The 19,626-nt window shown below is 47.4% G+C and carries 20 protein-coding genes; 8 read left to right on the forward strand and 12 right to left on the reverse strand.

Translation table 11 applies throughout. The features are described from left to right. The 11 genes from KDD36_10760 to KDD36_10810 form a co-directional block, all read right to left on the reverse strand. Positions 1 to 205, reverse strand: a 205-nt coding sequence (locus KDD36_10760) for a cysteine methyltransferase (GenBank protein ID MCB0397128.1), incomplete at its 3' end; no start/stop codon positions are given. A 282-nt stretch (positions 206 to 487) separates the two neighbouring features. Continuing rightward, positions 488 to 970 carry a DUF4199 domain-containing protein gene (locus KDD36_10765; GenBank protein ID MCB0397129.1) on the reverse strand — a complete coding sequence of 161 codons (483 nt, stop codon included), beginning with the start codon at positions 968 to 970 and terminating at the stop codon, positions 488 to 490. After that, positions 967 to 1,683, reverse strand: coding sequence for a dipeptidase PepE (gene pepE / locus KDD36_10770; protein MCB0397130.1), 717 nt, complete (start codon positions 1,681 to 1,683; stop codon positions 967 to 969). The genes KDD36_10765 and pepE overlap by 4 nt, the downstream gene beginning before the upstream one ends. A 44-nt stretch (positions 1,684 to 1,727) precedes the next feature. Next, a complete protein-coding gene (locus KDD36_10775; GenBank protein MCB0397131.1) occupies positions 1,728 to 2,402 on the reverse strand; it encodes a response regulator transcription factor in 675 nt (224 codons plus the stop codon). A 147-nt stretch (positions 2,403 to 2,549) separates the two neighbouring features. Further along, positions 2,550 to 3,191: an endonuclease III gene (gene nth / locus KDD36_10780; GenBank protein ID MCB0397132.1), complete on the reverse strand. Its 642-nt coding sequence runs from the start codon at positions 3,189 to 3,191 to the stop codon at positions 2,550 to 2,552. Positions 3,192 to 3,468: 277 nt separating this feature from the next. Next, the gene (locus tag KDD36_10785; GenBank protein ID MCB0397133.1) at positions 3,469 to 4,695 is read right to left on the reverse strand and encodes an MFS transporter; all 1,227 of its coding nucleotides are present in this window, start codon (positions 4,693 to 4,695) and stop codon (positions 3,469 to 3,471) included. Next, positions 4,688 to 5,602: a tRNA (adenosine(37)-N6)-dimethylallyltransferase MiaA gene (gene miaA, locus KDD36_10790; GenBank protein ID MCB0397134.1), complete on the reverse strand. Its 915-nt coding sequence runs from the start codon at positions 5,600 to 5,602 to the stop codon at positions 4,688 to 4,690. The genes KDD36_10785 and miaA overlap by 8 nt, the downstream gene beginning before the upstream one ends. Before the next feature lie 34 nt (positions 5,603 to 5,636). Continuing rightward, on the reverse strand, positions 5,637 to 7,058 hold the full coding sequence (locus tag KDD36_10795) for an HD domain-containing protein (protein ID MCB0397135.1): 1,422 nt from the start codon (positions 7,056 to 7,058) through the stop codon (positions 5,637 to 5,639). Positions 7,059 to 7,065: 7 nt separating this feature from the next. Continuing rightward, entirely contained in the window at positions 7,066 to 7,617 is a 552-nt protein-coding gene (locus KDD36_10800) for a threonylcarbamoyl-AMP synthase (protein ID MCB0397136.1), read from the reverse strand. A gap of 40 nt (positions 7,618 to 7,657) precedes the next feature. Then, positions 7,658 to 8,635 (reverse strand): glycosyltransferase family 9 protein, encoded by a 978-nt coding sequence (locus KDD36_10805; GenBank protein MCB0397137.1) that lies wholly within the window; start codon positions 8,633 to 8,635, stop codon positions 7,658 to 7,660. A gap of 9 nt (positions 8,636 to 8,644) precedes the next feature. Further along, positions 8,645 to 9,460 carry a 2,3,4,5-tetrahydropyridine-2,6-dicarboxylate N-succinyltransferase gene (locus KDD36_10810; protein ID MCB0397138.1) on the reverse strand — a complete coding sequence of 272 codons (816 nt, stop codon included), beginning with the start codon at positions 9,458 to 9,460 and terminating at the stop codon, positions 8,645 to 8,647. A 231-nt stretch (positions 9,461 to 9,691) separates the two neighbouring features. Between KDD36_10810 and KDD36_10815 the strand changes: the two genes are divergently transcribed. From KDD36_10815 to gldM, 8 genes are all read left to right on the forward strand, one after another. Further along, a complete protein-coding gene (locus tag KDD36_10815) occupies positions 9,692 to 10,042 on the forward strand; it encodes a helix-turn-helix transcriptional regulator (protein MCB0397139.1) in 351 nt (116 codons plus the stop codon). Beyond that, entirely contained in the window at positions 10,042 to 11,337 is a 1,296-nt protein-coding gene (locus tag KDD36_10820) for a type II toxin-antitoxin system HipA family toxin (protein MCB0397140.1), read from the forward strand. Before KDD36_10815 ends, KDD36_10820 begins: the two co-directional genes overlap by 1 nt. Positions 11,338 to 11,495: 158 nt before the next feature. Continuing rightward, the gene (locus KDD36_10825; GenBank protein MCB0397141.1) at positions 11,496 to 12,146 is read left to right on the forward strand and encodes a DUF4349 domain-containing protein; all 651 of its coding nucleotides are present in this window, start codon (positions 11,496 to 11,498) and stop codon (positions 12,144 to 12,146) included. Positions 12,147 to 12,201: 55 nt separating this feature from the next. Then, entirely contained in the window at positions 12,202 to 12,831 is a 630-nt protein-coding gene (locus tag KDD36_10830) for a T9SS type A sorting domain-containing protein (protein MCB0397142.1), read from the forward strand. A 28-nt stretch (positions 12,832 to 12,859) separates the two neighbouring features. Next, positions 12,860 to 13,261, forward strand: a complete 402-nt coding sequence (locus tag KDD36_10835) for a GNAT family N-acetyltransferase (GenBank protein MCB0397143.1) — start codon at positions 12,860 to 12,862, stop codon at positions 13,259 to 13,261. A gap of 132 nt (positions 13,262 to 13,393) precedes the next feature. Next, positions 13,394 to 14,476 (forward strand): tetratricopeptide repeat protein, encoded by a 1,083-nt coding sequence (locus KDD36_10840; GenBank protein MCB0397144.1) that lies wholly within the window; start codon positions 13,394 to 13,396, stop codon positions 14,474 to 14,476. A gap of 352 nt (positions 14,477 to 14,828) precedes the next feature. Then, positions 14,829 to 15,245: a Holliday junction resolvase RuvX gene (gene ruvX / locus KDD36_10845; GenBank protein MCB0397145.1), complete on the forward strand. Its 417-nt coding sequence runs from the start codon at positions 14,829 to 14,831 to the stop codon at positions 15,243 to 15,245. A gap of 152 nt (positions 15,246 to 15,397) precedes the next feature. After that, positions 15,398 to 16,978, forward strand: a complete 1,581-nt coding sequence (gldM, locus tag KDD36_10850) for a gliding motility protein GldM (protein MCB0397146.1) — start codon at positions 15,398 to 15,400, stop codon at positions 16,976 to 16,978. Between the two features lie 523 nt (positions 16,979 to 17,501). Here gldM and KDD36_10855 read toward each other — a convergent pair. Beyond that, a partial coding sequence (locus KDD36_10855) for a hypothetical protein (GenBank protein ID MCB0397147.1) occupies positions 17,502 to 19,626 on the reverse strand: 2,125 nt, incomplete at its 5' end.

A 19,626-nucleotide genomic window follows, 5' to 3' on the forward strand; every position in this document is an offset into this window, starting at 1 on the left:
ATTCGCTAAGCTGTTGCATGGTAGCGTTGATGACTTCCGTTTCTTCTTCAACGAAATCGGCATGAAGGTGTTTTTTGATCCGCTCATCCACGGCATGCCTTATCTTTCGGTATCTCCAGTCGCACAGACAAAGTTGATTGTTCCAGGAACCCAGGATCAGTTCACCATAGGGGGATTTAAATGTGTGTGTATGGATGACGGACATGGGTGGTTTGAGGTTTGTAGTTTAAAGTTTAAAGTTTAAAGTTTGCATTGCCCGCATCGCCTTCGCGTAGCCGCTATGGCGGAGCAAGGCCGTAGCTTTAGCGGAGGAGGGTGGTTTGTGGTTGGGGCAATGGATAATAGACATTAGATATTAGAAAATAGACATTAGAAAATGGATAATGCATCCATCATCACACCAGCCTGCCTTGCAATGGCTAGCGCTTCGGCTGGCAGGTCATCGCATTAGCACATTATCACATTGGCACATCACCGCATTAGCAGGTCATTTCCTCTTAATCACCACCATGATCCCGGTGACAATCAAAGAGAGCAGGCCGCCGGAAAATATCAATTTAAATAACGTGGTGGCCATCAGTACGAACGGGGAGAACATTTTCTTTTTTAGGGCCAGTGCGGCTTTTATGTCTTCTTCGGATGCACTTTCGGCAGACATGACTTCTCTTGTTTTGACAAGAATCTCTTCGATGAATTCCGGGTGTAACCAATGATGAAGAATAACAACAGATATGGCTGCAAATCCTCCCAGGATCACACTCGCGGAAAGGCCGCTTTTAAACGCCTGCCGGATCGGATCGTCCGCATTTTTCAGAAAGGCGGTGGGAACCACAATGGATACTGAAAGCACCAGAAGAGCCATGGTCGCGACGCTGCTGAATACACCGATTCGCCAGCCCATCAGGTGTTCGGTAAGGATCAAGGCAGACAGTAAGATGCCTGCCGTAACAGCAACCATTCGTGTGGTCATTCCGCCAAGGGAGCCAGGGTGAGGCTTAACCGGCTGCCTTCGGCATATTCGGTTACGCGATCAGGTGCTTCAAAGACCTTGATGGCTTTGCCGTGAACGGTGAGTTGATTCCCTTCGATTCGCAGCAGTGAGCCTTCCGGAAGTCCGGCAACCCTCATTTTCGGGTTCATGATCAGGAACTCCTTCAGTCTGTCTATGCGCGATTCTCCACCGTGATCTGGCAGGGTGGCTTCGGTGTAGTGGGGATTGATCTGAAAATGGACCAGCCGGAAGGCCTCCAGGGTCGTTACTTCCACAATAGGCATATCGTTGGTAGTTTTGATCGTCGGGCAGGCGACATTGGCTCCGGCACTCCAACCGACATAGGGCGTGCCTGAATCAACCATGTCACGGATCTTCTCAACGAGCGACAACTGTTGTATGGACCTGGCCAGGCAAAAAGAATTTCCGCCGCCGGTCATGATGGCACCCGCCCGGTCAAGGGCCGCAATCGGGTCTTTCTCATGGTGCAGTGAAAAGCTGTCGATCGCTAATTGACCGAGCATCCGTTCAACGATATCAAAGTATTTATCCATGCCAAGGGATACACCGGCATATGGCAGAAAAGCAACCGGGCCTGAGCCTTTCAAAAAATCTACCAGATATTGACGGGGCCAGGTGAAGAACGGTTCACCCGGCATAGTGGAATTGCTGATCAGCAACAATTTTTTCATGGGAATAATTTTCACGAATGTACTAAGAAATGAAGCGATAATTGCTATTCGGTACCGGTGGCAACAATGCCACTTTTTACGGCATACATCACCAGGCCAGCGGTGTTATTCAACTCCAGCTTGGCCATGATGTTCTTACGGTGGGTGGTCACGGTATGCGCGCTGATAAAAAGCTTGTCAGCAATCTCTTTGTTGGTCAGTCCGTCGGCCACCATGCGAATGATCTCCAGTTCCCGTTCAGACAAATTAACAGGATCACAGGTGACCTCTGAGGCACGCGTTGTTCCCGTATCTCCACCATTCTTCATGAGTGTATCCACCACCTTGCTGCAGAAAAATTTCTCTCCTTTGGCCGTGGCATGAATGGCGTCCAGGATCTCTTCTCTTGAACATCTTTTCAGGATATGCCCTGTAACACCGGCATCAATGGCATCCTGAATCCTGAATTTTGTCTGATCCGGCGTAATGGCCAGAAAGTATGTGTTCGGCTCAAGGTTCCGAAGCCCGGTGATATCATCAAGGGTGAAAGCATCATCATCGTAATTGATGATCACTACCTCAGGGTGATGAATCAGGGTGTGCTTGTACAACTCCTGTTTGGTGGAAGCCTCCGCCACCACCTGAATGCTCTCTTCTTCATTGATCAGTGATGCCAACCCTTTTCGGGTCAGAAACTGATCATCTGCAAGAATCACTTGTATGGCGGTGGACTGCGACAAAGCTATTTAGAATGATTTTAAATAAGGACAAAAATAGGAAAAAGTTTAAGGTTTAGGGATCAGGGTTTAAGGTTTAAGGTTTAAGGTTTAAGGTTTAAGGTTTAAGGTTTAAGGTTTAAGGTTGGAGGTTTAAGGTTGGCTGAAGCATTATGCATTTCGTTTTGATCCGTATTTACAGTATTCCCGGATGCCACAGGTGTTGCAGGCAGGGTTTCGTGCGGTGCATACGTAACGTCCGTGAAGTATGAGCCAGTGGTGGGCGACCGGTAATAAATGTTCGGGAATATATTTTACCAGCTGCTTCTCGGTTTCAAGGGGTGTTTTTGCATTTGTAGTAAGACCGATGCGGGCCGATACCCTGAAAACATGCGTGTCCACCGCCATGGCCGGTTTGTTGTATACAACAGATGCTATGACATTGGCGGTTTTTCTCCCGACCCCCGGGAGCTTCTGCAGATCCTTTATGTCTGAAGGGACCTTGCCGCCGAAATCATCTACGAGCATTTTTGCCATACCTACCAGATGTTTTGATTTGTTGTTGGGGTATGAGATGCTCCGGATATACGGAAAGATGGTTTCTGCATCCACACGACCCATGCTTTGAGGGGTTGGATAGTCTTTCAGAAGATCCGGGGTAACCATGTTCACCCTCTTGTCCGTGCACTGCGCAGAAAGGATCACCGCCACCAGCAAACTGAACGGATCCTGATATTGAAGTTCCGTTTCGGCATCCGGGTTATGTTTGCTGAAGTAGTCGAGGATCTTTTCGTATCGTTCTTTTTTTGTCATGACGACGGGGTGGGGTTTAAAGTTTAAGGTTTAAAGTTTAAGGTTTAGAGTTTAAGGTTTAAAGTTTAAGGTTGTCCAACCGTATGCATTTGAGTTTATCATCACACCAGCCTGCCCCGCAATAGCCCAAGCGTCGGCTGGCAGGCCATCCTGCCTTGCAATGGCTAGCGCTTCGGCTGGCACATCACCAAATCACCAAATCATCACATCATCACATTACCACATCACCAAATTATCCCATCACCACATCACCAAATCATCACATCTTCAAATTACCTTAAACATCTCGTCTTTCATAATCCACGATCAGTCGGTGGTACATGAAAACACCCAATGCATACAGTCCTGCCGTGATCAGGAAAATATGTGCGTATCGAACCTCATGTTCCCTCATGACCTTGAAAATGCGCGCACTGATGAACCAGCTTCCGGACCAGGTAGCGGAAGTCAAAGCGCTGATAATCTCCTGGTTCTTCTTCCCTACATATTTCATCACCAATTCAGAAGCCATGGGGTTGGCCATATTCATCAATGGCTGCCGGATCAGGTAGGCTGCAAATGCGATGTAAAGGGCAATATTCAGGGTGCTGTAAAACTCTGTGGTGGCCAGTACAACCAATGCCATAACCGCGATTGTTTGGGTTGCGGTGATCGCGATCTTGTAACCCAGCTTACGCTTGATGGTCGGGACAACGATGATGCTAAAGAATACGATCACCAGTGCAACGGCATTGAGTAATGCAAAAGGGTATGAATCCATCCCGTGGATGTTAAAGAAAAACAAACTCATGAACTGGATGGTTAGTCCGGCTCCTGATGCAATGATCAACGTGGGAAACATGGCTTTGGCGATCACGCCCCAATCGTATTGGTTAAACCTGAATGTTTTGGGTGTACTTTCTTCCGGTCCATTGTCCCTGTTGATCCGTAATGAAAAGAACAGGCTGAGCAATCCCATCGCGGAGATGATCATGAGGAGCGTACGTTCGGTGAAGAAGTCAGGATCCAGTTTGTGTAACAGGTGGATTAATGAACCGCCAAGGATACCACTAAGACTCCAGGTACTGAAGCTTAGGGCAAATGCTTCTGTATGTATTTCAGGCCTGGTGTTGCGAAGAATATACGGCAATACGCTTACCTGCATCACCGAAAAGAACAGTCCCCATAAGAAGGTGCTGCAATACAAAAGGGCAGACTGGTGACTGTGTACCGCGTATATCAATACCAATGAAATGAGCGGGACTATCAGGGACGAGGCCACGAAGAATGGCTTTAGCCTGTAATGGCGGATCAGAATTCCGATGGGAAGTGCAAAGAGAAGAACACCGAGAAAGCGGTAGGAGAAGAAGTCGGCACTTTCGTAATCCTCATACCCTTCTTTAGACATATAGATAAGCAGGATTGACAGGAAGGACACATTGATCAGCTGTATAAAAAACTGCGCACCGATCACAAAGAGTGTGTTGCGGTCGAGATCGCGGTAGTATTTCAGCAGGTTACGCAAGGTGTTCTTGTTTCCATTCGTTGAGGATGTCGTCCGAAATGTCTTTGTTCATCCACTGGTATCTCCCATCGTTCCTGAACCAGGTCCATTGTCGTTTGGCGTATCTCCGGCTGTTTTGTTTGATCAGGTTCACCGCTTTTTCCATGGAGATATTGCCATCGAAATAACTGAACAGTTCCTGGTAGCCTATGGTATGCAGGGCGGGGAGATCGCGGAATGGGTAAAGTTTCCGTGCTTCTTCTTCCAGGCCGGACGCCATCATCATATCAACCCGCTCGTTGATTTTCTCATACAACACTTCCCTGTCTGCATCCAATGCCAGCCAGGTAATGCTAAAAGGTCTCGCAATGGCATCTTTTTTTCTGAAAGAAGAATAGGGCTTACCGGTGGCACGGTAAATCTCAAGTGCCCTGATCACCCTTCTCGGATTTTCTATATCTGCCTGCGTGTAAAACACCGGGTCCGATCGTTTCAATTCCTCTTTTAATTTTTCGATGCCTTCTGTTTCGAGTGTATTGTTCAGGTCGGTTCTGATGTTTGCCGGGACATCCGGCATTTCGTCAAGGCCTTCGCACACGGCGTTGATGTAAAGACCTGTGCCGCCTACCAGAATGGCAACGGCATTTTTCCGGTGAATGGCACCGATTGCTTCAAGTGCCTGTTGTTCGAAGTCGGCGGTGTCAAACGGATCATGAATGGAAACCGAGCCGGAAAGGTAACATGGTATGCCTTGCAGTGAGTCAACATCAGGCCGGTCTGTCCCGATTTTCATTTCACGGTATACCTGCCTGGAATCTGCGGAGATCAGTTCACCGCCAAGTGCCTTTGCCCAATGGACCGCTGTTGCCGTTTTACCGGAAGCTGTTGGTCCGCCAATCACAATCAGGTGTTTCGAATTTCCGGTCATTCCCAACCAATATCTACTATCTACTATCTACCGTCTACTGTCTACTAACCTTCAACCCCATATCCTTTCCGACCTTCAGCATATATTCGTATGCGCTGTCGTAATCGTTGTGGATCTCGCCTTCGAGGATGGCTTCGCGAATGGCATTTTTGATATCCCCTACGGCACGGCCGGGTGTAAGGTTAAAGGTTTTAATAATCTGTTCGCCATCGATAGGTGGTTGCCAGTTTCGCAACCGGTCACTTTCCTCCACCTCCTTCAGTTTTTCGCGAACCAGCAGGAAATTGTCTTTGTACCGTTTGACTTTTTGTTTGTTTTTGGAGGTGATATCTGCATCACACAACGTCATCAGGTCATCAATATCATCGCCTGCTTCGAAAAGCAGACGGCGTACAGCAGAATCGGTCACATCACCATCAACAAGAGCGATGGGGCGGAGGTGCAGGCGAACAAGTTTCTGAACATATTTCATCTTCTCGTTCAGCGGCAGTTTTAATTTTCTGAAGATGCCTGGAACCATTCGTCCGCCTTTATCTTCATGCCCATGGAAGGTCCATCCGCGACCCGCTTCAAAACGTTGGGTGGCGGGTTTGGCGATGTCGTGGAGAATGGCGGCCCATCGGAGCCACAGGTTGTCGCTATGTTCGGCGACGTTGTCCAGCACCTGAAGGGTATGATAAAAATTATCCTTGTGACTCAGGTTGTTTACGGTTTTCACACCTTGCAATGCTACGAGTTCCGGAAATATGATATGAAGCAAACCGGTGTCGAAAAGCAGTGACAGTCCTACCGAAGGCTTGGGTGCAAGAATAATCTTATTCAGTTCATCTGCAATCCGCTCACCGGAGACGATACCGATTCGTTCGCGTTGGTCATGAATCGCCTTTAATGAATTTTCTTCAATGGAAAATCCGAGCTGCGTGGCAAACCGTATGGCGCGCATCATACGAAGCGGGTCATCTGAATAGGTAGATTCAGGGGCCAACGGTGTCCGGATAATGCCTTCCTCCATGTCGCCGATACCGTTGAACGGATCGATCAGTTCACCGAAGCGATCAGGACTGAGGTGTATGGCCAGGGCGTTGATGGTAAAGTCACGTCTCTTTTGATCATCTTCCAGACTACCATCCTCTACAATCGGTTTTCTCGACTGGCTCCGGTATGACTCTTTCCGGGCACCCACAAACTCCACCTCAATATCGCCATAGTTGATCATCGCCGTGCCGAAGTTCTTGAACACGCTAACGAGGGAACTGGTCCCGTCTCTTCGGGAAACTTCTTTGGCGAGTTCTATGCCATTACCGACCACCACAATATCGATGTCTTTTGAAGGGCGTCCAAGGATCAGATCCCGCACAAATCCGCCAATGACATAAGCTTCCTGACCAGTTTCCTCCACGATTGAGGAAACGGTTTTAAAAACCGGATGGGTTAATTTATGTGACAATTGACTCAGCACGTATTCAGGGCCGGATCAGGGTTTGATTTCCTTGCCTGTCCAGCTTGATAATGGTTGAAGGCTTGGGGTTGCTAATTTCGGTGGGCAAATTTACCACATAATCAACGCCGTTCAAAATGTCAGGCGAGACTTCATCGAACGTCACAGGGTAAGGTTGTCCACTGATATTGGCCGATGTGGATACGATTGGTTTTCCGAAAGACGCGATCAACTGTTCACAAAAGGCATGCCTGGCAATACGAATGGCTACCGAGCCGTCCTCCGCCAGAACATTGGCAGCCAGGCCCGAGGCATCCGGGTAGATGAGCGTCAGCGGTTTGTTGGCGGCTTCGATCAGCTCCAGTGCGCCGGGAGGAATATGGGTCAGGTATTGTGAAAGTCTTTGGACATGATCTATCAGGATGATGAGGCTTTTGCTGTCTTCCCTGTTTTTGAGTGCATATATTTTTCTGACGGCATCTTCGTTGGTTGCATCACACCCCAGTCCCCATATGGTATCTGTCGGGTACAGGATGGTGCCGCCTGTTTTAAGCGTGCGCACGGTCTCTTCTATCATGGCAAACGGCTTGGTGTTCATAAGTTCAAAGATAGGGTGATCAAACTGCAACCCGGCTTGTTTCGATCTCCAGCGCACAGCGAAAGTGCTTTTGCGGGCAGGAAGACAGGCCATGCAGGCCACATGGTTTGCAAGATGGTGCCGGGTTTGCCTGAGAGATCGTGCTGTCGGAGCTTCGTGGTCCGAAACCGAAATCAGGGGTGGTGGAGCAAAAGAAAGCTGTGACCGGGGCGTTCATGGCGGTGGCCATGTGCAGAGGTGCACTGTCATTCACATAATTCATACGGGCCTGTTTCATCAGTGCGGCAGATTCCAGGAAGTTTAATTTCCCTGCCACATTGATGATCTTGGATCCGGTGGCCTTGGTGACGAGCATCTCACACAGGTCGTAATCGGACTTACCGCCCAGGAGATAGATGGTGAGGTCCGCAGAAATATTCCGGATCAGCTCCAGCCACTTTTCAGCAGGTAACTGTTTCGTGAACCAGACTGACGCTGGTGCCATACATACATAAGGACCATGGAGGTAGGGTTGGATGGAACGTTCGTCATCAGCAGTAGGGTAAAGCCTAGGAGGAACAGGTTGATCCCCGGCAACATCCGCAATAAGACGATGGTTCCGGTCTACCTCGTGAACCCCTTGTGAAATCTCATGCTCAGCTGTGCCGGAGAAGGTGAATGCCAGGGGATTCTTTTTGAATCCCCATTTCTCATTGGCCCTGGAGCGCCATGTCATCCATCCGGTAGAAAAAAACCGTTGCAGGTTGATGACCCTATCATATTCTGTTTTTCTGATCTCACGGATCGTACGCAACAGATTGGGTAATTTATTTTCTCTCTTTTCCCATGTAATGACGCGGCGAATAAAGGGGTGATTTGCCAACAGTCCCTCGTTGCCCTTTCTGACTACCATATCAATGGAAGCCTCCGGATTGGTTTTGTGAATACTCTCGGCCACCGAAGTTGCCAGGATCACATCTCCGATAAAGGCTGTTTGTATGATAAGGTAGGCTGCCATTTAACGGGGTTAAACAGCCACATCGTATTCCCGTAAAGCCGAGTTCAAAGAGGTCTTCTTGTCTGTGGATTCCTTTCGTTGTCCTATGATCAGGGCACATGATACCTGGTAGTTACCTGCTGGAAAAGTCTTGGTATATGAACCCGGGATCACCACCGAACGGGCGGGGACGATACCTTTGTATTCTTTTGGCTCATTACCGGTCACATCAATGATTTTGGTAGATGAAGTGAGTACGACATTGGCGCCCAGTACGGCTTCTTTTTCAACACGTACCCCCTCTACAACAATACACCGTGATCCGATAAAGGCATTATCTTCAATGATCACGGGTGCCGCCTGAACAGGCTCAAGCACACCGCCGATGCCCACACCTCCGCTGAGGTGAACATTCTTTCCGATCTGTGCACAGGATCCTACGGTAGCCCATGTATCTACCATCGACCCTTCGTCAACATAAGCGCCGATGTTCACGTACGAAGGCATCATGATCACGCCACGTGAAATGTATGCACCATACCTGGAAACGGCATGTGGTACCACGCGTACGCCTAATTCTTTATAACCTGTTTTAAGTTCCAGCTTGTCATGAAATTCCAACGGGCCGGCATGCATGGTTTTATTCTCCCTGATGGGGAAGTAGAGGATCACCGCTTTCTTTACCCACTCATTTACCTTCCAACCGTCGGTATGAGGCTCAGCCACCCGTATGGTGCCTTTGTCCAGTCCTTCGATCACCTCGGCGATGGTCTGCCGGGTTTGTTCTTCTTTCAATAGCTCCCGGTTTTCCCAGGCGGCTTCAATGGTTGTTTGTAATGCTTGCAATGTGATGTTTTTTATGTGAGCGACAAAAATAGTCAATTCGGGCGGACGGTTCCTGGTGTGCATGAATAGATACTTTATTTCAGGTATTTATAATAGATAGCGCGTTCAGGGAAGTCAGACGTTCATGGGGAATTGATCCAGCGTTTTTTTGATGGTATTTTGGTAGAGGCAAGTATTATGTTTACATTTGTTGGGTAAAAACGTCATTAAGTGCAATAAACGATAATAGTGATGGATAAAACAAGCAATGAGTGGCATGTGCTTAATGACATGGCATTATTAAAAATACTTGGAGTCTTTGTTAAACATCACCGGTTGGAACAGAATAAAACCCAGGATCAACTGGCGAAGGAAGCTGGCATCAATCGTTCTACACTAAGTGAATTTGAACAGGGAAAGCGGTCCAACACCCTTACCTTGATTCAACTGCTCAGGTCACTCGGTCAACTTCATGTATTGGAAAGCTTCAAAATCAGCCCTCAGGTAAGTCCCATACAATTGGCCAGATTGGAACAAAATAAGCGCAAAAGGGCATCCGGAAAAAAGGGTAAGGATGATGACGAACATTTATACGACTGGTAATGATTACCACTGCTTTTGTTAACATATGGAATCATCAGGCGGGAGCTATTGCCTGGGATTCCGCTACCCAAACCGCATCGTTTGAGTATACCCAGTCATTTGTAAAAAAAGGCCTGGATCTGGCACCTGTTAAAATGCCCATCCGTAATGCAGTGAACAGGGTTTTTTCCTTTCCGGAGTTACGTAATTCAAATACATTTCGGGGTTTGCCCGGACTGTTGGCTGATATGTTACCGGACAAATATGGAAATGCCCTGATCAACACCTGGCTTGCGCGTCACGGACGCCCCATGGATAGTATGAATCCGGTTGAACTCCTATGCTTTATTGGCAACAGGAGCATGGGTGCACTTGAGATAGAGCCAGCCATACCTGAGACATCATCACAATCCACCGAACTCGAACTGGAGGGGCTCATCGAAATGGCACAAAAGATTCTGGACGAACGTACGAATTTTGCAACCAAGCTTTCGGAAGCTGAGGAGAAATCCCTGCTGGATATACTGAAGATCGGAACCTCCGCCGGTGGAGCCAGGGCTAAGGCTCTGATTGCGTATAATCAAAAAACAGGTGAAGTCAGAAGTGGACAGGCCAAGGCACCCGAAGGGTTCTCTCAATGGCTTATCAAATTTGATGGAGTGACGGACACTCAGTTTAATGCATCCAGTGGCTATGGCCGTGTAGAAATGGCCTATCATAATATGGCCGTAGATGCCGGCATAGAAATGACCGAATGTCGCCTGATGGAAGAGAATGGGCGTGCACATTTTATGACACGCCGTTTTGATCGCCTGGACCATGACGAGAAATTGCATGTACAAAGTTTTTGTGCCTTGCAGCATTTTGATTTTAATAATGTACTCTACTATAGTTATGAACAATTATTTCAAACCATGAGGGAGCTTCGCTTATCCTACATTCAAGCGGAACAGCTATATCGTAGAATGGTATTCAATGTCATGGGAAAGAATTGCGATGACCATACCAAGAACTTCGGATTTTTGATGAATCAGGAAGGGCAATGGCGCTTGTCACCGGCCTACGATATTTGCCATGCATACCGCCCTGGAAGTGATTGGGTACAACAACATGCATTAAGCATTAACGGAAAAAGAAAAGATATTACAAAAAAGGATTTATTGGAAGTGGCATACCCGATAAATGTGAAAAATCCGACAGCCATCATTTCCGAGATAGCAGAGGTTGTCTCCGGCTGGGAGCGTTACTCCGGGGATGTAGGGGTAGAGAAGAAGTTAATCAAGGCCATAGGTAAAACATTGACCATATTAAAGTAAATATCCGGAATTAGCCTGCACATTGTGTTCCCGGTACACTTACCCTGGAATCGACGGGGAGACCGTACCCATCGGTATCTTATAAGAAATACGCCGTTATATACATATCGGATGTACCCGTGCCAGGAACCACACATCATTTACCAAACTCAAAAGCCATGCTAAAACCAATGTACCTTACGCTCATGATGGCGCTTTTTGCCGGCGGATGTATAACTTCATCTGTCAATTATGATGGCAAACCGGAAGATTCTTATCACAACTACCTGAATGATGAAGATGATCTGCCCCGCAAGTTGATCTATCAGGCGTTCATTGGCCTGGTGGTGCAACACCCGGATACCACCAACCAACGTCTGGTGGTCATCGCAAGGGAAAATGGGGGGTATATCCTGAACCTTGGAAATAAAAAGTCTGTGATCCGGGTACAAACTGAAAAGCTTCAGGAAGCATTAACCGCATTGACCCGATTAGGTAAAGTAAAGTACAGGAATGTCACAGGAGAGGATGTGACCGACCAGTTCACAGATTATAAAATTCGGTTGGACAATGCTTACAAGACAAGAAAGCGTTATCTTGAACTCCTGGAAATGGCCCGTACGGTTGAGGAGACTTTGAGGGTGGAGAAGGAACTGGAACGACTGAACATGGAGATCGATACGTTGGAAGGAAAGTTAAATAAGCTTGAGCATTTGTCAAGCTACTCCACGATCACGGTAAACATGACGGAAAAAGCAAAGCTGGGAATTCTGGGTTATGTTGGAGCCGGACTGTTTAAAGCCGTGAAGTGGCTGATCGTTAGAAATTAAACAAAAACATACCAGTATAGCACCGCACAAGTCATGACAATTGATTCTCTTTTTTATGAAACGAATTGTTAAAGCCCGCATCTTATGGGTGATGGTGTGGGTGTCTGTAACGGCTGCAGGGCAAGCATGGGCATTTAACCTGGAGATAGAATGTAAGCCGTTTGACCAGGATTATATGAATGAGTGGATTCATTTCACCATAACAGATTCCGTAACCGGTGTGGTGGTGTATGATACACTTCATATATTTCATTCCACCCAGCCTTTTCATGATGTTGTTCAGCTTGATACCGGAATATACAAGGGTGATGTGGTGAGCATTGGCGCCAATGTGTATATGCCGGTGCTAAAAGTGTCAGATGTGGTGATTCCCTGGGGTTATCCTGACTATGAATATTTCCTTATCAAACTTCCGTTTCTTGGGGATGGAATTGATGACCTGGATTGGTTCGCGTTCAATGCCTATCCAAATCCAGCCAACGATTTTGTAGAGATCAGTCTGGATAAGGTATATGAGTCCATTGAAGTATCGATATTTGCATCAGATGGCCGGAAGGTAGGTGAAACGGTGATGAAGTATAATGATCATGTACGTATCGCCTTGACGGATCTGACACCGGATGTTTATATAGTGAATGTGAATGTGGGTCATATGGCAACTGCCATTCGCCTCTTACATCAATAGCGAAGTTAAATGTAGAATCCGGACCAGAATGAACCTGATCTATCAGAAGGAAGAAAACTTGAACGCGGATGAGTTCCAATCTGTCCTCATACGTTCCACCCTGGGTGCTCGTCGCCCTGTTGATGACATCGAACGACTTGGTGCGATGGTGCAAAATGCCAATCTGGTCATCACGGCCCGGGACGGTGATCTGCTGGTAGGAGTCGCCCGTGGACTGACAGACTTTTGTTATTGCACATACCTCTCCGATCTGGCCGTTGATGAACAGTATCAGAACCGGGGCATCGGAAAGCAATTGATCCGTGAGGTCATGAAGGTTGCACCGCAGGCCAAGCTCATTCTTTTGTCCGCACCTGCCGCAGTGGACTATTACCCGAAGCTGGGGATGGAAAGGCATCCACACTGCTTTACGCTGGATCATAAGATTTGATCTCTACTTCGGGTGGAGATTCGCAAACTGCACCTCATTAAGAATTCTGTTATCTTTATATTGTTGATGTGCCTTTTGCAAAAAAAGCCCGCATATAAATTCCGGTAAAGCTGAATATCATATCCTGTCGCCATGAGAAATTTCCTGATATTTTTCCTCCTCGCCGCAACGATAAACACGGCGAATGGCCAAACCAAACATGATGAGGCTGTCCAGCTTGGAAGACAGGCCATAGAGCTCATGGAGTCCGGTCAGATTGATGCGTCCGTTGAATTGCTTGAAAAAGCCCAAAAGCTTGACCCGGATAATATTTCCTTCCCTTATGAGATAGGATACGCCTATTACCTGGGGAAGAACTATGGAAAGGCTGCAAAGGTTCTGAAAGGATTGTTGGATCATCCGAAGGTCATGGATCGTGTGTATCAGATGTTGGGCAATGCCTATGACATGGACGGAAAGAAGGACAAAGCCATCAGTGCTTACGAAGCGGGCATCAATAAATTTCCGAATTCCGGAATGTTGTATCTCGAGCGGGGCATCATGGAATTGATGGCAAAGGATTATGCAAAAGCATTGTGGTATTTTGAGAAGGGCATTGAAGCGGATCCGGAATTCTCTTCCAATTATTACAGGGCAGCCCAGATATACCTTATTTCCACTGATGAATTCTGGGGGTTGATATACGGTGAGATTTTTATCAACATGGAGGGAAACACGCCAAGGGCGGCTGAGATCAGCAAGTCGATGTTTGACGTATACAAAAGTGAGATCACCTTTTCCGGAGATACTTCTGCGCAGGTAAGCCTGAGCAGTTCTGAGATTAACATGACTGCGGAAGATCTGGGTCAGGAATTGAAGCTGCCCTATGGTCTGATGGTCTATGAGATGGTCATGACCGTTTCATTATTAAGTGAAAAGGAAATCAATCTGGCGTCCCTGCATCGGATCCGGTCCCGTTTTGTGGAGAATTATTTTAGCATGGAACACGATAAGAAATACCCCAACATCCTTTTTGATCTGCAAAAGGAAGTATTGGATGCGGGCCACATGGAGGCATACAATTATTGGATTCTGAGAAGGGGAGACGAAGAAGAGTTCAAAGCATGGAAAGAGAAGAACGAAGAAAAGTGGGATGCATTCCATAACTGGTTCCGGGAACATTCGCTGATGATGAGTATTGATCACAGGTTTTATCGGGGACAGTATGGGGAGTAGGGGGCTGTAGCCAGTAGGCTGTAGCCAGTAGGCAGTAGGCAGTAGGCAGTAGGCAGGGTGGGAAGAGTATAACAGTCGTTGGGGATTGGACAGTAGAAAGTGGATGCTAGATAATAGACATTAGAAATTAGACAAGGGATCGAATATATAGTATGGGCCTATAGCCTATCTTTACATTCCTAAACCACCACACATCAAATCACCACATTTTCAAATTGTCACATTTTCAAATCATCTAAATTTCACATCACCACACCAGCCTGCCACGCAATGACCCAGGCTTCGGCTGGCAGGTCACCAAATTATCAAATTACTACATTTTCACATCACCAAATCATCACATCACCAAATCATGTCACGAATCATTGCCATAGATTACGGAACAAAACGCACCGGTCTCGCCGTGACAGACCCGATGAAGATGATCGCCAATCCACTGGACACAATTCCTTCGGCACAGCTGGTTGCTTACCTGAAGAAATACATGGAGACAGAAGAGATTGAGCGTTTTGTGATAGGAATGCCCAAACGTCTCGACGGAAGCGATACACACGGTACACAGGCGGTTGCCCAATGTGTCAATCTCCTCCAGAAGTCATTCCCGGATATTCCAAGATCTCTGGTTGATGAGCGGTTTACCTCCAAGATGGCCACCGCTTCCATTCTTGCAGCCGGCGCGAAAAAATCGGTTCGCCAGGATAAGTCGCTCGTGGATAAGGTAAGCGCCGTTATTATTCTCCAATCTTTTCTTGAGAGTTTGAGTGGTTAATGGTTTAAGGTTTAAAGTTTAAGGTTACGGAACCTGCAACTTTAAACCTTAAACTTTTAACCAAGCTGTTCCTTTTTTCTCGCCCGGGTATTATGAGTGTTGAATGAGGCCGGAAGACATCCGGCTTAAGTTGAACGCTAATACCTGTTGTTATGGCTGAGAAGAAATTATCCCCGAGACAAAAGATGATCGGCATGATGTACCTCGTGCTGACTTGTCTGCTCGCACTGAACGTGGCGAAGGAAGTGTTGGATGCCTTTATGCTTGTTGACCATAGTCTGACAAGGACCACCGACAATTTTATGATCAAGAATGAGTCGGTTTATGCTGCACTGGATCAGCAGGCGGCGCGGTTGGAAAGGGCAAAACCATTTCGTGAAAAGGCATACCAGGTGAAGAAACAGGCCGATGAGATCTACAACTACATCGGGTCACTCAAGGAAAGTATTGTTGCAAAGGCAGACGGCCCCGGATATTCAATGAACAATATCCAGTCAAAGGATAACCTGGATGTACCTTCTGAGATCATGATCTTTGAGAAGAAAGGTGCTGAGCTAAAAGAAAAACTGGGCGACTACCGGAGTTTCCTGTCTTCCCTTGTAGCCCCGCAAAACGAAGCATTGCTGAAAGCGCTGGACAACAACCTTTCTACACCGGACCCCGAGCCACATCCCGACAAAGGCAGTCAATCCTGGGAGCAACATCATTTCGAAGATCTCCCGCTGGTGGCGGTGATCACTATGCTGTCAAAAATCCAGAATGATGTACGCAACGCCGAGTTTGATGTGATCAATGACCTGAAGTCCAATGTGGATGGGGAAACCATTCCTTTCAATAAAGTTGCCGGAACGGTGATCGCCCCTACCAATTATGTGTTGCGTGGTGATTCATTCCGGGCCGACGTTTTTCTGGCAGCCTTTGACACCACCCAGGCACCTGTCATATTCGTAGGTGAGTATGATACGATCTCGCCGGGTGAATATAAGCTCAAACCCGGTTACGATTCTATTCCGGTAAAGGCCGGCATGGGCAGATACATGGTTCCCGCGATAACAGAGGGCTTGCATCAATGGGGTGGACTTATTCAATTACAGACGCGTGAAGGTAAACGTCGCTTTCCATTTCAAAGCAGTTATCAGGTGGCGGTGCCAAGTGCCGTGGTGTCTGCGGAAAAGATGAATGTATTGTATGTGGACCTGGAGAATCCGGTATCTATCTCTGTTCCCGGAATTCCTGCGGATCGCATTCATCCGCGAATTTCTACAGGAACATTGCTGAGGGTTGGTGAAGGCAAGTATCATGCGAAAGTGGGGGGAGGGACCCAGGCAGTTATTACCGTCATGGCGGAAGTGGGCAACGGAGAATTGAAGAATATGGGAAGTATGAATTTTCGCATCAAGACGATCCCAAGCCCGATAGCAATGGTAGATGATATCAACACAGGAAAGATTAAAAAGAATCGGTTGATGGCTTATCCGGGCGTTGTTGCGAAGATGGATGGGTTTGTATATGAAGGTGTGAGATGGGATGTGACAGATTACACCATGTATATTCTGGGCAGAGATGTGCCGCCTATTGAGGTGCATGGTGGCTATAAGTTCTCAGGACTTATGAAACAGGCATTCCGGCAATTGAACAGAGGCGACAAGATCCTGATAGAAGGAATTAAAGCGGTTGGGCCGGGAGGTAAAAGAAGGCAGCTGTCTTCCGTTACGCTTGAGATTACCCTGTAATTCCCCCTTGCATTGGATTAGGATCAGGCCAAGGGGGGCCGGCCGGAGGCGTATTTTCCCGAATCGCGCTTCCGGCCACTTTTTTTTACAAAGATGACACCCCTACGGGGCTGAATGGTATAACGCGTCACCGTTCTACGAAGATGATACCCCTATGGGGCTAAATGGTATAACGAATCACGGTTCTACGAAGATGTCACCCCTACGGGGCTGAATGGTATAACGCGTCACCGTTCTACGAAGATGACACCCCTATGGGGCTGAATGGTGTAACGCATCACGGTTTTACGAAGATGTCACCCCTACGGGGCTGAATGGTATAACACATGACGGTTCTACGAAGATGACACCCCTATGGGGCTGAATGGTATAACACATCACGGTTCTACAAAGATGACACCCCTATGGGGCTGAATGGTGTAACGCATCACGGTTCTACGAAGATATCACCCCTACGGGGCTTTGGTAGGCATACCGTTACCTCGTAAGCCCCTTCATTCTTCATTTTTAATTCTTAATTAAACTACCTTTTCCCCATATGCCGGATCACCATATTATCGACCAACACGTATTCACCGCCGTAGTATTGGTGCATGATCAGCAGTTTGTTCATGATGGGATCGTGGGGCACTTCAAAGGTAAGTCGCATCATGATCCAGTCTTTGGAAAGAAATGCCAGTTGACGGGTGTCGCGGCTGCTCAGACTGTCTGCTGCCAGATGAACCGAGCTTACTACGAGTGTTCCGGGGTACCCACCCTGATCCGGTTTTACCATGGCGGTTACCTCAATAAGGTCACCCTGCTTAACACTGTCGATGATGAATTGTGGTGAAGAACGTTCCACGGTATCCACCCTGGTTGAAAAATATCCGCTCATCATTTCCCGGTCATTCAGATTGGGTGATACAGTAAGCGGGCCCATGCCTTCATCGGAATAGAGGGTATAGTTTTCATAGAACTGCTCATAACCGATGTGTTCTTCATTGACTATGTTCCACCCATCGGTATTTCTGGTGCGCAGAAGGAATTGTTGTGTAAGTGGATTACGATACACAGTATCCGTGGAGATATGCACTTGATGGGCGGTGGCCAGGCTGTCCAGGTATTGTTTTACCGGATGCCCGTCACGTGCAGGTTCATGATAGAAGTAAATATCTTTTCCGCTTTTGATGAGTGCTTCTCCATCCACATCAATGACACTCAGGTATCTTGGGGGCTGACCAGCACCATGATATGTGAGGGTGTTTCCGTAAAGTGGTTCGAGTCGATTAAAGGTTTTATTCTGGTGTCGTACAAATGCCTGTCCGTATAGCAAGCCGGTTTGCGGGACCGGGCCTCCCTGCCATGAGTTGGTATGGATGAAGTAATCTTCCGGTCCCACATGTTTTTGAATGAATCCGGTAAACATGCCACGGGAGCGCTGGTCCTTTCTGAACTGGTTCAACCTTTTTACTTCCGGAAGCAAGGCCAGAAGAACACAAACGATGACAGTGCCGTGGAGAATGGATTGTGCTGTCTTTGAGGTAAACCATTTTTTTATCAAAACATAATACATCAAGATCGCCAGTGCCGAGAGTTCTGAGACCGGCAGGATGTAATAATTCTTGTAATGTTTCAGAAGGATGGCAACGCCCGTCAGCATCACAACGGTGAGTGCAGTGAAAATGTTCCGGAGGCGCATTTCTTCCGGTTTCTTACGGATCCATAACCGTACAACAACAATCATCTGAATCAACAGCATAACCAGGAGCAGCAGGTTGTCGTTCAGAATCTCAAACAGGTTTGAGAAAGCCTCCGAAGAACTCAGGATGTGAGCCTCCCCTTCGCCATATTGGCCATCCCTGGTGATCAGGTGTTTAATGAAATTTATGAAATCCCGGAAGCGGCCGAGAATTGGTAAAATACAAACCAGAAAAGTTGCAGCGGTAATCAGGCCATAATTCTTTCGCCATTTCCGGGAAGGAAGAATGACCAGGGGCAGTAACAGCCATGGGGCGGTGGTGATTTTGGTAGCCAGGGATATTCCGCCGATGATGCCTGTCTTTAATGAGAATCGTTTGGGCGAAATCTCCGAGAATATTGCCGGAAGGATTGTCCCCGTTAGTATGATCGCCATAACAAACATTAGCCGCTCGGGCATGAATCGTGCAGGTAGCCCGAAAGTGATAGAGCACAAAAGCATTGCGGCCTGAATGACCACAGCGGAGCGAATATTTTGAGTTTGACAAAGTGCAACACGCCCCAGCCATGTCAATGCAATCATCGTTATGATGCCCATGCAAAATGATGCGGCAGAAAGATACATCTCCGGCCGTTGAAAAACATCGCTGTATAAATCGCCTTGGCCTATTGCCAGGTGCGTCATGCGTATGAAAAAACCGGTCAGCAGCTGGAAAGGGGTTCCTGGGTGATCGAGGTGTCCGATGTGCGTGAATTCAAAAAGGCTGGCATGTAATCCGTTCAGGAGATAGGGGTATTCCGGATCGATCCTGGTTTGAAAGAAAGGACCTTGCATATGGCTGTACAATAGCCCCCACGCAAAGTAGAGAAAGGGGATGATCGTAGTCCAGACAGAGCGTCCTGTGTTGAATCTCAGCATTCCTGATTTCATTGTGCGACCAAATATAATGATATACCCGGTAGGCGGA

The sequence above is a fragment of the Flavobacteriales bacterium genome, from assembly GCA_020435415.1.
Lineage (GTDB): Bacteria > Bacteroidota > Bacteroidia > JACJYZ01 > JACJYZ01 > JACJYZ01.

Excerpts from the sequence above, each read along its gene's own strand:
- KDD36_10765 (MCB0397129.1), bottom strand. The coding sequence starts at position 970 with ATGACCACACGAATGGTTGCTGTTACGGCAGGCATCTTACTGTCTGCC.
- KDD36_10820 (MCB0397140.1), top strand. The coding sequence starts at position 10,042 with ATGATTACCACTGCTTTTGTTAACATATGGAATCATCAGGCGGGAGCT.
- KDD36_10840 (MCB0397144.1), top strand. The coding sequence starts at position 13,394 with ATGAGAAATTTCCTGATATTTTTCCTCCTCGCCGCAACGATAAACACG.
- nth (MCB0397132.1), bottom strand. The coding sequence starts at position 3,191 with ATGACAAAAAAAGAACGATACGAAAAGATCCTCGACTACTTCAGCAAA.
- KDD36_10825 (MCB0397141.1), top strand. The coding sequence starts at position 11,496 with ATGCTAAAACCAATGTACCTTACGCTCATGATGGCGCTTTTTGCCGGC.
- KDD36_10835 (MCB0397143.1), top strand. The coding sequence starts at position 12,860 with ATGAACCTGATCTATCAGAAGGAAGAAAACTTGAACGCGGATGAGTTC.
- gldM (MCB0397146.1), top strand. The coding sequence starts at position 15,398 with ATGGCTGAGAAGAAATTATCCCCGAGACAAAAGATGATCGGCATGATG.
- KDD36_10830 (MCB0397142.1), top strand. The coding sequence starts at position 12,202 with ATGAAACGAATTGTTAAAGCCCGCATCTTATGGGTGATGGTGTGGGTG.
- KDD36_10800 (MCB0397136.1), bottom strand. The coding sequence starts at position 7,617 with ATGATAGAAGAGACCGTGCGCACGCTTAAAACAGGCGGCACCATCCTG.
- miaA (MCB0397134.1), bottom strand. The coding sequence starts at position 5,602 with ATGACCGGAAATTCGAAACACCTGATTGTGATTGGCGGACCAACAGCT.
- KDD36_10815 (MCB0397139.1), top strand. The coding sequence starts at position 9,692 with ATGGATAAAACAAGCAATGAGTGGCATGTGCTTAATGACATGGCATTA.
- KDD36_10805 (MCB0397137.1), bottom strand. The coding sequence starts at position 8,635 with ATGGCAGCCTACCTTATCATACAAACAGCCTTTATCGGAGATGTGATC.
- ruvX (MCB0397145.1), top strand. The coding sequence starts at position 14,829 with ATGTCACGAATCATTGCCATAGATTACGGAACAAAACGCACCGGTCTC.
- pepE (MCB0397130.1), bottom strand. The coding sequence starts at position 1,683 with ATGAAAAAATTGTTGCTGATCAGCAATTCCACTATGCCGGGTGAACCG.